Source organism: Bacteroides sp. RTP31139st1_H2_RTP31139_211217 (assembly GCF_040227615.1).
Lineage (GTDB): Bacteria > Bacteroidota > Bacteroidia > Bacteroidales > Bacteroidaceae > Bacteroides > Bacteroides uniformis.
In genome coordinates this window covers 47,163-59,804 of sequence record NZ_JBCNZM010000001.1, presented here as the reverse complement: position 1 = coordinate 59,804, position 12,642 = coordinate 47,163, and the positions used below count along the sequence as shown (strand labels likewise).

The window sequence follows — 12,642 nt, the reverse complement described above, 5'->3', positions numbered from 1 at the left end:
CCTGATGGGAGAGGCACTAAGTCCCTATACATCCCGTGTTCATTAATTATTCTAAAAAAAGTTAGGGAAAACTCCGGGCCACCGGTCATATAAGCAAGAAGTAACCCTATTATTATCATAACCTCAAAATGCACGCAATGAGAAAACTGATTATCCTATTGTCGGCGCTGGTGTACGTCATCCATGCACAAGCGCAATTTTCAGTGACAGCCCATCAGGAAGGATGGGACAATATCCCTCCACAAGTACAAAAACCGGGATTTTCCTTTCAGCAATCCGTATTTGCCAATATGGACGGGGACGATGCCCTTGAAGAAGTAATGCTTTTCGGACGTGACAACGGGCACTACCCCACTTTCGACCTTTTCAAGGCCTACTATGCAATCGTAGACAACTATACCAAAGAAATACAATACATTTCCGACGAGATTTATGTCACCGACAAGTACAATCTCCTTGTAGAAGACCGCAACAAGGACGGCATCTCCGAGCTCTACATATCCTACTTCAAAGACGGAAAGTTCAGCGTAGACGAACAAGGTTACAATCTGCGCACCACACGCTGCTACGACCGTATAGAATGGAACCCTACTGGCAAAAACTTTAAATCTTCCGGAAAATGAAAACAAGACTGACACTTATCCTGGTACTCCTTATTTATATAGGAGCTGCCTCGCACACACACGCACAGCAAAAGAAAGTAATCAAAACCATGATGATAGCCGGGCAGGACGGCAGCCATTACTGGCAAGGCGCCTGCGAAGCCATGAAGCAGATATTGGAAAACAGCGGAATGTTCAAAGTGGACTTCGCCTTTACACCCGACTTTGGTGGAGACATCGCTACCTTCAAACCCGATTTCCACCAATATGATTTAATCGTCATCAACTACGGCGGAGCTACATGGACAGAGCCCGTACGCAAGAATTTCGAGAAATACGTTGCCGATGGAGGCGGTGTGGTAGTGATACATTCTTCCGTCGTCCCGATGGCCGACTGGAAAGAATACAACGAGATAATAGGCATGGGGGCATGGGACGGACGAAACGAAAAGGACGGTCCGTATCTGTACTGGAAAGACGGACAATACGTCTACGACTACTCTCCGGGGTATGCCGGCTACCACGGCTTGCAGCACGAAACCGTCATAGAACACCGCGCCCCCCATCATCCTATCCTGCAAGGATTGCCTCCTCAATGGAAACACTTCAAGGACGAGATATATACCCGCCTACGCGGTCCGGTAAGAAACATGGAAATATTGGCAACCGCCTACGAACGCGGACGGCATGAACCGTTGATGTGGACAGTAAGCTACGGGAAAGGGCGCATATTCGTCGACCTCCTGGGGCACTGCGGCAACGACCCGAACATGACTTACTCCATGCGCTGCACCGGTTTCCAGGTGACTTTACTCCGGGGATGCGAATGGGCTGCCACCGGCGCCGTCACCCAAGAAGTTCCCACAGATTTCCCACTGAAGGATACTTATACATTACGTCCGGAGTTCAAGGCTCCTTTTCATGCTTACCCTGAAACCAAACACTGAATACCATGAAATACATCATCCGAACACTGCTGCTGGCATGCTGCTGCATGCAGGCACAAGCACAAGCTCCGTGGAAACCCGATACGGAACTGGAGAAACAATTACAGCAAAGCAATCATGTGCACCGCATAATGAAAGCTAATCCCGCACACGCCGGACTGACGCGGTGGGAAAAGAAAAAGGTATTGAAAAGCAGGGTACTCCCCCTGGCCGAAGATTTCGGCGCTCTGCGCCACACCGGACCCGGAACCATACATGTGGACCGTAAAGTCACTGTCTCAGGCAAAGGAAGTGTCCGTCTGGACACTCCTGCCTCCCTGGGCAAGAAGAATCCAACAAACCGGAATTACGCCACCCCGGAGATTATCCGTCCCCTCGACCGGGAAGACTTGCGGGAATACAACCGCTTTTCCGTTTGGGTATATGTGGATGCACCGGGCGTTTATCTGACCTTTGCCGGATTCACCCTATACAATGAAGGAGAGAAAATCATGCCGACTCCCGGACGCTTTGAAGGACAACACTTCGAGACTGTCTATCCCAACAAATGGCAGCACATCATATGGGAGATACCGGACCTATACCGTGACTGTGTCACCGGCTTTTCGGTAAACATCACGCTGGCAGGTGCTCCTGCAGGAGCCAGCGAACACATGAGCCTATACATAGACGACATGCGCATCGAAAAGGTAGAAGCGGAAAACAGCCGGGGATTCGACCTGCGAAAAGATGCAATGGCCTACTGCCACAGCGGATACAAGCCGGGAGCACGCAAGCAGGCTTTGGTGCAGCACGTGCCGGAAAGGACTTTCAGCCTGCACGATGCCGCCACGGGACAAACCGTTTATCAAGGTACGGCCAGTCCTCTGAAGCAGGACAAGAAGCAGGACAAAGGATTTCTTGTGCTGGACTTCAGCAGTTTCAATACGCCCGGACAATACTTCCTCTCCATCGGCGACGTACAATCAAAGCCTTTCCCCATCGGAAATGATGCCTACCTGTCTACCGCCTGGCACACGCTGAACTTCTTCTTTTCCGAACGTTGCGGTTTCGACCAGCCCGGCATTCATCAGGAATGCCATCAGGATGTATTCGCCTATCATCCCGACGGACGGAGCATGAGCATTGCCGGAGGATGGCACGATGCAGCCGACCTGACTCAAGGAACGGGAAATACAGCCGAATCGTGCATCGCCCTCCTCGAAATGGCCGGTGCCGTACAAGGCAAAGACAGTATCTTCTACGAACGCCTGCTGGAAGAGGCACGCTGGGGAGTGAACTGGATTCTGCGTACCCGCTTCGGTGACGGCTACCGACTGGGCGGACTGATTATCGGCATTTGGACAAAGAATATCCGTGGTGACAAAGACGACATGCAGACAGAAGCACGAAATACACCTACGGACAATCTGAAAGCCGCTTCCAGTTGCGCACTCGCCGCCCCTCATTTTGAAAAGAAAGACCCGGTATTTGCACGGTGGTGCCGGAACAGTGCCATTGAGGATTTCCAATTCGCCATCGACCTGCTGGATACACAAAGGACGGAACAGAACGAAACCGAACTTTATGCCCTTTCCACCGTCACAGCCATGCGTTTGTACCGCCTTACACAAGATGTTTACTATCTGGACTGGGCAACCCGGCTGGCACGTACCGTCATGGCAGGCCAACAGTTGGAAAAGCGTACCGACTGGAAAATCCCCCTCGAGGTTTCTTCTATGAATCTTCCCGGAAAAAGCGTATTCTGGCCTATTATCACCAAAGCCAAGAGCACTTGATGGCCGAAGGACTCTCGATGCTACTGACAGATGCCCCCACCCATCCGGACGCCCCGTTGTGGCAGGCATCTTGTGAAGCCTATGCAGACTATCTACGCGGGGTTTCACAACTGATTGAGCCGTATGGCATACTGCCAAGCGCCGTATACGAGGTGGATAATACCGATTATAAGAATCTGTACCATGAAGGCGAGCAGGTAGGGCTTCCCAGTCTGGAAGAATACAATGCACAAGTGCGCAACGGTATCCCTCTCTCAAAGAACTTCTACCTGCGCCGTTTCCCCGTTGCCTACCAGTTCAGGGGATTCCACGCCGTTGTCATGGGCAAAGCCAAAGCAGCCTTTATTCTTGCACGCCTATTCAACGACAAAGCGTTAAGGGATATTGCAACCCGCCAGGTAGAATACATATTAGGCTACAACCCGTTTGCCATGAGTACCGTTTATGGAGACGGATATGACTATCCGCCGCTTTATGGGGCATACGCCGGAAATGTTGTGGGAGCCGTGCCCGTAGGAATCGAAACATTCGAAAATGAGGACGAACCCTACTTCCCGATGCAGAACAACTGTACCTATAAGGAAATTTGGACTCACACTACCGCACGCCTGCTGTGGTGCGTGGCAGAACTGTTCAGACAACCTTAATCCATATCCTTAAAAAAGAAGCTGTCTTAAATATATCAGTTCTATATTTAAGACAGCTTCTTTTTATGCTATGGCAGATTATGCTTTTTTCAATGCAGCAATACTTTCCTTGAGAGACTTGATGATACTCTCGGCATCTGCCTGCTTCTTGCGTTCCATCTCAAGCACTGTGGCAGGAGCGTTGTTCACAAACTTCTCGTTACCCAGCTTCTTCAGCACGCCCTGCAGGAATCCTTCCTTGTGCTTCAGTTCAGCCTCCATACGGGCTATCTCAGCTTCCACGTCAATCATATTGCCCAGAGGTACGGCATATTCCGTGGTACCCACCATGAAGGAGGCAGCGCCGTCGGCCTTATTCTCCACTACATTGACGGACGAAAGGTTACACATCTTCATAACAACCGCATTGAATGCCGCAACCGGATTCTCGCCGATAACCTGCAACTCAAGCGCTTCCTTTTGGGCAATGTTCTTCTGCAAACGGATGGAACGGATATTACTGATAACCTCTTTCACCGTTTCAAAGCGGACAAGCAACTCCTTGTCTGCCACAGTGTCTATCGTTATCCTATCCACCATCAAGCTGGCTTGTCTTTCTTCAATCTCCTCTTCTGTACGGTAGAGGTGTTGCCAGATTTCCTCAGTGATAAACGGCATAAAGGGATGCAACAAGTGCAACAGGTTATCAAAGAAACGCAGGGTACAGTCATGGATACTACTCGGAATGCCTTCACCGTAAGCAGGCTTGATGATTTCCAGATACCAGGAAGAGAACTCATCCCAGAACAGTTTGTAGACAGCCATCAAAGCTTCACTCAAACGATATTTGCTGAAAAGGTCAGCCACCTCGGCAGCCACTTCATTCTGTTTGGATTCAAACCAGTCAGCAGCCAGGCGCGATGCCTCGGGAACCGGTTTCTGGTCGTCCACTCTCCAACCTTTTACCAAGCGGAAAGCATTCCATATCTTATTACAGAAGTTACGTCCTTGCTCACACAGCGCATCATCAAAGAGTATGTCGTTTCCGGCAGGAGCTGCAAGCATCATGCCCATACGCACACCGTCGGCACCGTACTTCTCTATCAAGTCCAATGGATCGGGAGAGTTACCCAACGACTTGGACATCTTACGTCCCAGCTTGTCACGGACAATACCCGTAAAGTAAACGTTCTTGAACGGCATCTTTCCTTCATATTCATAACCTGCCATAATCATACGGGCTACCCAGAAGAAGATAATGTCCGGACCGGTCACCAAGTCGCTGGTAGGATAATAGTAGCTGATTTCCTCATTGCCCGGATTGTTGATACCGTCAAACAAAGAAATAGGCCACAGCCAGGAAGAGAACCAAGTATCCAGACAGTCTTCGTCCTGACGAAGGTCTTCCTGTTTAAGACCGGCATTACCTGTTTTCTCTTTTGCCAACGCCAAGGCTTCTTCGGGAGTGGCAGCCACTACATAACCACCTTCCGGCAAAAAATAAGCAGGAATGCGATGCCCCCACCACAACTGGCGGCTGATACACCAGTCCTTGATATTTTCCAACCAGTTCTTGTACGTATTCTTATATTTGGCAGGATAGAACTTCAACTCATCATTCATCACCGGCGGCAAAGCCATGTCGGCAAAGTGCTGCATCTTCAAGAACCACTGCATGGAAAGTTTCGGTTCGATGGGCACGTTGGTACGTTCGGAGAAACCTACCTTGTTGGTATAGGCTTCCACTTTCTCCAACAGACCGGCAGCAGCCAGGTCCTTCTCAATCTGCTCGCGCACATCGAAACGGTCCATACCGATATACAAGCCGGCAGCTTCACTAAGCGTTCCGTTATCATTGAAGATGTCGATGCTCGGCAGGTTGTACTTCTCGCCCAGCATATAGTCGTTCACATCGTGGGCAGGGGTTACCTTCAGGCAACCTGTACCGAATTCGATGTCTACATAATCGTCCTCGATGACCGGGATAACGCGTCCTACCAACGGAACAATCACCTTCTTGCCCTTCAACCAAGTGTTCTTGGGGTCATTCGGATTGATGCACATGGCGGTATCTCCCATGATGGTTTCGGGACGGGTGGTGGCAACCACTGCATAACGTCCTTCGGGGTCACCTTCTACCATATACTTCAGATAGTACAGCTTGCTGTGCTCTTCCTTATAGATTACTTCCTCATCACTAAGGGCGGTCAGTGCTTTCGGGTCCCAGTTCACCATACGGACACCGCGGTAAATCAGACCTTTGTTATACAAGTCGACAAAGACCTTGAGCACGCTTTCACTGCGTTTCTCGTCCATAGTGAAAGCCGTACGGTCCCAATCGCAGGAAGCGCCCAGCTTGCGGAGCTGCTTCAAGATGATGCCGCCGTGTTCATCGGTCCATTCCCAGGCGTGCTTCAAGAACTCGTCGCGGGTAAGGTCCGTCTTCTTGATGCCTTGTGCGGCAAGCTTGTTCACCACCTTGGCCTCGGTAGCAATGGAAGCATGGTCGGTTCCCGGCACCCAGCAGGCATTCTTGCCTTCCATGCGGGCACGGCGTATCAGAATATCTTGTATGGTATTATTAAGCATGTGTCCCATGTGCAACACACCGGTGACGTTTGGAGGCGGAATGACGACGGTGTAAGGCTCACGACCATCGGGTTTCGAACTGAATAATTTGTGGTCCAACCAATACTGGTACCACTTTCCCTCCACGTCAGCGGGATTGTACTTACTTGCTAATTCCATGTTTTTAAATCTCTATAATTAATTTATTGCGAATAACGGGCGCAAAATTAATGAATTAAAATTTAAATATATATTTTTGTCCCTACAAAACAGTATATAAAATGAGGGGGAAGCTAAAAATCCGATATATCATATTAATTGTATTACTGTCTGTCGTATGGGCAACGCAGCTCATTCCAAGCTTGGGAGAAGTGTATGCACAGTCCGTATATCCGGTAATTTCCCATATTCTGTCCTCCTTTTCAAAACTCATACCTTTTGCCGTAGGCGACTTGTTCATTTTCCTCAGCATCATCGGGCTCCTCTTCAATCCCATCAGGGCACGCTATATCCAGAAGAAGAAGTGGAAACAGATTCTGCTGAACGAAATGGAATACTTGCTGTGGATATATGTATGGTTCTATCTGGCATGGGGACTGAACTACTCACAAAAGGACTTTTATGGCAGGACAAACATTCCTTATACTGCCTATACTCCCGAAATCTTTCAGTCATTTGTAGACAACTATATAGACAAGCTAAATGCTTCTTATACGGACATCACCTCCATTGACGAGCCGCTGGTCTGCCGGGAAAGCGTACGCGGATACAACCAAATCAGCGATACGCTGGGAGTACACCGCCCTCCCCACTCCTCTCCGCGCGTGAAGACCATGCTTTTCACTCCATTCATTTCCATGGTCGGCGTTACGGGAAGCATGGGACCCTTCTTCTGCGAATTCACGCTGAACGGCGATTTGCTTCCGTCGCAATATCCTGCGACATACACCCACGAACTGGCCCACCTGCTGGGCATCACCAGCGAGGCAGAAGCCAACTTCTACGCTTACCAGGTCTGCACCCGTTCGCAGGTGAAAGAGATTCGTTTCAGTGGGTATTTCTCCGTACTCCCACATGTGCTGGGCAATGCCCGCCGACTGATGAGCGAAGAAGAATACGCAGAACTTTTCAACCGGATACGTCCTGAAATCATAGAACTGGCCCAAAAGAACCAGCAATACTGGATGGAGAAATACAGTCCGCTCATCGGAGACATCCAGAACTTTATCTACGACTTGTACCTTAAAGGAAACAAGATTCAAAGCGGACGCAAGAACTATTCGGAAGTAATAGGCTTGCTTATCTCATACGAAGAATGGAAAAACTAAATTTCAAAATCATGCATACAAGAAAAGAACAGATGGAAGCCTTCGGCCGCTTCCTCGACATACTCGACGAGCTGCGCGAGAAATGTCCCTGGGACCGCAAGCAGACCAACGAAAGCCTGCGCCCCAATACCATCGAAGAGACTTATGAACTTTGTGACGCCCTGATACGCGATGACAAGAATGACATCTGCAAAGAGCTGGGCGATGTGCTGCTGCATGTGGCTTTTTATGCAAAGATAGGCTCCGAAACCGGTGATTTCGATATGAAAGACGTATGCGACCGTCTTTGTGAGAAACTTATTTTCCGCCATCCCCATGTCTTCGGCGATGTAAAGGCCGAAACCGCAGGCCAGGTTTCTGAAAACTGGGAACAGCTAAAATTGAAGGAAAAAGATGGGAACAAAACAGTGCTGAGCGGTGTACCCGCTGCCCTACCCTCGCTCATCAAGGCCTACCGCATCCAGGACAAGGCACGCAATGTAGGATTTGACTGGGAGGAACGCGAGCAAGTGTGGGATAAGGTAAAAGAAGAAATCCAAGAATTCCAGGCTGAAGTCGCCCACATGGATAAAGAAAAGGCTGAAGCTGAATTCGGCGATGTCATGTTCAGCCTCATCAACGCTGCCCGCCTCTACAAAATCAATCCGGACAATGCGCTGGAACAGACCAACCAGAAGTTCATCAACCGCTTCAACTATGTAGAAGCGCACAGCATCAAGGAGGGCAAAAACCTCCATGACATGACGCTGGAAGAGATGGATAAGCTATGGAATGAAGCGAAAGCATTGGAAAAAGAAAGCAAACAAGATGATTCTTCTAAAGGTCAGGTTTAGCTGGCTAAAGCGAGGTATCTATCATTAACAAAAGAAGGTTGCTCACATCATTGTGGCAACCTTCCTTATTTGTATTCATTCACTATTCATCTTTTTCCTTGTGTTTTTCGTGGAGAAGCATCCCCCTTTTTATGCATGCCTTTCAGTAATTCACGGTGGAAACGCATTTCAGCCCTTTGCACCAGATAAATCTTTTTACAAGGCAATATTTTCTTGAACTTATCAAAGTAGGTCTTGTCCAACCGGTCAGAAGCGATACGGGCATCATATACACCTTCCATAATTTCCTCATACTGGGCTTCGGTTGTTTTTTCATCTTTCCCTTGTCGAAGCAACTTCCAAGCCTCGTCATTTAGCTGCTTTTTCCGGTCCTGCAATTCAAAATACAATGGGAAGAACTTGGCTGCCTCCTCACTCGTCAGTCCGGCTTTCTCCGTTATAAACGCTTTTTGTTTGGCACGAAACTCTTCAGGTGACAGATGCTGGTCACATCCATCGCTAGCCCAAAGCAGAGGCATAATGCCACATATCATAACCAATAAAACAATTAGTTTCTTCATTTTTAAATAGTTGAGTGTTGTTACCTTATTCTGCATCAGAGTCTGCCAAATAAACATACAATGAATAATCATCCAGCATGGAATTCTCTACGGCCATATTAATATATTCCATTTCTGTTTCCGTATCATCAGCAGCCATACGCTCTACAGATGGAGTATGCTCCGAAGAAGCCACGCGGATAATCAATGCCGCACCTATAAACATGGCGGTCATATACAACCAAGGCTTTACCTTCTGCCACATTGTAGGCTCTGTCTGTACAGCAGTGAGTTTTTCTTTTTCGGGAAGCCGGTTCATTACCTCTGAAGTAAGATTCTCAAAGTAGCCGTCAGGAACGCGGAAAGGATTTTCCGTCCCTATCTTTTTCAGTATTTTATCTTCTTCTTTCATAAGCTTTCTCCTTTCTGTTTAATTAGACATTGTTTTGTAGCAAAGGTTTAATACTCCTCACCCAAAAACTTTTCTATTTTCTTCACGGCATGGTGATAAGAAGCCTTCAAGGCACCTACGGAAGTACCGAATATATCAGACATCTCTTCGTATTTCATTTCCTGGTAATACTTCAAATTAAACACCATACGTTGTTTTTCCGGCAAGGCAAGCAAGGCTTTTTGCAAAGCCATATCTGCTTTATCACCGGAGAAGTAAGGATCACTTTCAAGCTTTTGAAGTGCATCTGCCTCGGGATCATCCAAAGATACTGTGGAAGCAGCCCGTTGTTTGTTCAGAAAAGTGAGGCATTCATTCAAGGCTATGCGATAGAGCCAGGTAGAGAGTTTAGCCTCTGCCCGAAAATAATCTATATTAGTCCATGCCTTAATGAAAGTATTCTGAAGTAAATCATTGGCATCTTCATGAGAGAGGACCATACGACGAATCTGCCAATACAGCTGCTCGCTATATTGGGTAACAATCATCTCAAATCCCCGCTTTTGTGTGCTTTCTTCTTGTAGAAGAGCCAACACTTCGCGTTCATTATAGGAAGGGGTCATAAATTTCTATTCGCATTTGTTGTTTTAGACTGCCAAAGATACGAAAAGTTTAATTCATACCGATACACAAAGTGTTTCTTTGGCAAGCTGAGTATCCGGAAAAATAGCGGATGCTTCTTGAAGCAAGATATTTTCATCTTCGTATCGTGCCGAAAAATGTCCTATCAACAACTTCTTCACTTCAGCCTTCCTGGCTATTTCAGCCGCTTGTGCAGCAGTTGTATGAAATGTTTCTTTGGCACGTGGCGCATCCTCATTCGCAAATGTCGCCTCATGAAAAAGTAAATCAACCCCTTTTATCTGCTCTACGATAGAAGGAAGATAGATGGTATCCGAGCAATAAGCATAACTGCGGGACGGAGCAGAAGGGCGGGTCAACAAGTTGTTGGAAACAGTTTTTCCCTCCGGTGTCACGTAATCGGCCCCATTCTTTATACGATTCAATTCGTATACCGGCACTTGGTAGAAATCGACCATTTCACGGATAATATGGTTAGGACGCCGCTTTTCTGCAAACAAAAAGCCACAACACGGCATACGATGACGCAAAGGAATAGTAGTAACCGTCAACGAACGGTCTTCATAAATCAGCATCGGTTCTTTCGTATCAAACTCATGGAAAAGGACCTTGTACGTCATCTGCCTATTAAAAAAATCCAGCATAGGTGTCAGCAATGTTTCCAGCCCTTTTGGAGAATGGATATGCAACTCGGCTGTACGTCCTAAAAGGTTAAGTGTAGAAATCAGTCCCAATAAGCCAAAACAATGGTCTCCATGCAAGTGAGAGATAAAGATATGATTCAAACGCGAAAACTTCAGATGTGATTTACGGAACTGCAACTGCGCCCCTTCCCCACAATCAATCATAAACAACTTGTCGCGCACGTTCACAATTTGAGACGTAGGGAAATGACGCGTTGTGGGTAAAGCGGAACCACAACCAAGAATATGTAACTCAAATTTTTCCATTCCAAACCTTCCGAACTGATTTCTACTCCTTGATTTATAGAAGAGCCTTTATCTCTGAAACTCCAAAGGATATTTCAAAAGTTTCTCCGGATTTATTCCCTTTATACAGATAGCCCACCCCTTTATCACACTTCACACATACTTCCAAGAACATGCGCAAGGCTGGATCGGAGGAGTTCAAAGAGTTCTTCACATTTGCCTTCATCTGTTCGGCATTTTCCTTCAAAGCAGACATCTGTACTACAGATTCGTCAATCGTATAATGATAAAGCACCTTATCCGACTCGATTGTCAGTTTATTGAGCATAGTGGCTTCATCCACCTGCATCGGGCACGATACGTTGGTCATCTTCACTTGCTCTTCCAGTTTCTTCTTATCACTGCTTTCAGCAGTTGAACCGCCATTCAATATATCTTTCAAGTCCTGAGTAGTCAGATAACATTCCACTTCGTTACCGGATGTCTTTCCTTTATATATGAACTTTATACCGGAATCAGTACCGACAACCAAATCCAGCATCTCTTTAATGGACCCTTGTGGATTACCGAACATAACAGTCACAGCAGACTTCATTGCATCAGGATTCTCTTTCAAAGCGTCTATATTGAGGAAACTTTCATTCATAAGCAGTACATATACCACATCCGCCCCATCAAAAGTAATACTGGATATTTCGCCGGAAGCTCCCATATCCATGGGACATTGTTTGTTGGCTGCTGCAATAGCCAGCTTGAGTTTAGACTTCTGACCGCATGCGGTTAGTAACATCAGCGACAGGCAAGTGAACAACACCATCTTCCCTGCATTTTTGAACATGTTTTTCATAATAAATGAAAATTAAATTATTGAATATTTCTATGATTGCAAAAGTAACCACCCTGCAAAGATAAACATTTATGGAAAAACCATCCTTAATTCCATAAAATTCTATTGACAAATCATAAAAAAGAAGGGCACTTGTTTGCGCAAGTACCCTTCCTTCATTTATAGAACGGAGTAATTATTTCTTTCCAGCTTCCATCTGTTCCTTCAAGGCAGCCAAAGCATCAATGTCACCCAGAGTAGTAGATGCAGCCTGGTTTTGGATAGCAGGAGCAACGTCTTCTCTCTTACCGGTTGACTTCTTAGTAGCAGCCTTCTTTTCAGCTCTTTCTTCTGCCTTTGCAGCATCTTCGAAGATACGGCTGTGAGAAAGGATGATACGCTTAGCGTCCTTGTTGAACTCAATTACCTTGAATTCAAGCTTCTCGTCCAACTGAGCTTGTGAACCGTCTTCCTTAACGAGGTGCTTCGGAGTAGCGAAACCTTCTACACCATAAGGCAGAGCAACTACAGCACCCTTATCCAGCATTTCGATGATAGTACCTTCGTGTACAGAACCTACTGTAAATACAGTTTCGAATACATCCCAGGGATTTTCTTCGAGTTGCTTGTGGC

13 protein-coding genes are annotated in these 12,642 nt (G+C 47.0%); 6 read left to right on the top strand and 7 right to left on the bottom strand.

What is annotated here, in order from left to right; genetic code table 11:
- Positions 1–128: 128 nt before the first annotated feature.
- From ABUA47_RS00250 to ABUA47_RS00235, 4 genes are read left to right on the top strand one after another with little or no spacing between them, the layout of a single operon-like run.
- The gene (locus ABUA47_RS00250) at positions 129–623 is read left to right on the top strand and encodes a hypothetical protein (protein WP_008665232.1); all 495 of its coding nucleotides are present in this window, start codon (positions 129–131) and stop codon (positions 621–623) included.
- Positions 620–1,549: a ThuA domain-containing protein gene (locus ABUA47_RS00245; protein ID WP_039162911.1), complete on the top strand. Its 930-nt coding sequence runs from the start codon at positions 620–622 to the stop codon at positions 1,547–1,549. Before ABUA47_RS00250 ends, ABUA47_RS00245 begins: the two co-directional genes overlap by 4 nt.
- Positions 1,550–1,554: 5 nt before the next feature.
- Entirely contained in the window at positions 1,555–3,327 is a 1,773-nt protein-coding gene (locus ABUA47_RS00240; protein WP_229126642.1) for a glycoside hydrolase family 9 protein, read from the top strand.
- Positions 3,327–3,974, top strand: a complete 648-nt coding sequence (locus ABUA47_RS00235; RefSeq protein ID WP_229126641.1) for a hypothetical protein — start codon at positions 3,327–3,329, stop codon at positions 3,972–3,974. Before ABUA47_RS00240 ends, ABUA47_RS00235 begins: the two co-directional genes overlap by 1 nt.
- A 78-nt stretch (positions 3,975–4,052) precedes the next feature.
- Here the strand turns inward: ABUA47_RS00235 and ABUA47_RS00230 are convergent, their stop codons facing one another.
- Positions 4,053–6,701, bottom strand: coding sequence for a valine--tRNA ligase (locus tag ABUA47_RS00230; RefSeq protein WP_035449019.1), 2,649 nt, complete (start codon positions 6,699–6,701; stop codon positions 4,053–4,055).
- 101 nt (positions 6,702–6,802) lie between these two features.
- Between ABUA47_RS00230 and ABUA47_RS00225 the strand changes: the two genes are divergently transcribed.
- Both ABUA47_RS00225 and mazG read left to right on the top strand, forming a co-directional pair.
- Positions 6,803–7,849, top strand: coding sequence for a DUF3810 domain-containing protein (locus tag ABUA47_RS00225; protein ID WP_117945463.1), 1,047 nt, complete (start codon positions 6,803–6,805; stop codon positions 7,847–7,849).
- An 8-nt stretch (positions 7,850–7,857) separates the two neighbouring features.
- A complete protein-coding gene (mazG, locus tag ABUA47_RS00220; protein ID WP_035449333.1) occupies positions 7,858–8,682 on the top strand; it encodes a nucleoside triphosphate pyrophosphohydrolase in 825 nt (274 codons plus the stop codon).
- Positions 8,683–8,768: 86 nt separating this feature from the next.
- On the opposite strand, the gene ABUA47_RS00215 is transcribed toward mazG, so the two are convergent.
- The 6 genes from ABUA47_RS00215 to ABUA47_RS00190 form a co-directional block, all read right to left on the bottom strand.
- Positions 8,769–9,242 carry a hypothetical protein gene (locus ABUA47_RS00215; protein ID WP_035449335.1) on the bottom strand — a complete coding sequence of 158 codons (474 nt, stop codon included), beginning with the start codon at positions 9,240–9,242 and terminating at the stop codon, positions 8,769–8,771.
- Between the two features lie 25 nt (positions 9,243–9,267).
- Positions 9,268–9,633: a hypothetical protein gene (locus tag ABUA47_RS00210; RefSeq protein WP_008665222.1), complete on the bottom strand. Its 366-nt coding sequence runs from the start codon at positions 9,631–9,633 to the stop codon at positions 9,268–9,270.
- A 47-nt stretch (positions 9,634–9,680) separates the two neighbouring features.
- Complete coding sequence (locus ABUA47_RS00205; RefSeq protein WP_347774578.1) at positions 9,681–10,235, bottom strand: sigma-70 family RNA polymerase sigma factor; 555 nt, start codon at positions 10,233–10,235, stop codon at positions 9,681–9,683.
- Positions 10,236–10,289: 54 nt separating this feature from the next.
- Entirely contained in the window at positions 10,290–11,204 is a 915-nt protein-coding gene (locus ABUA47_RS00200) for a ribonuclease Z (protein ID WP_005832904.1), read from the bottom strand.
- Positions 11,205–11,238: 34 nt separating this feature from the next.
- The gene (locus ABUA47_RS00195) at positions 11,239–12,030 is read right to left on the bottom strand and encodes a hypothetical protein (protein ID WP_035449023.1); all 792 of its coding nucleotides are present in this window, start codon (positions 12,028–12,030) and stop codon (positions 11,239–11,241) included.
- Between the two features lie 175 nt (positions 12,031–12,205).
- The coding region (locus tag ABUA47_RS00190; protein ID WP_349831361.1) for a S1 RNA-binding domain-containing protein at positions 12,206–12,642 on the bottom strand (437 nt) is incomplete at its 5' end.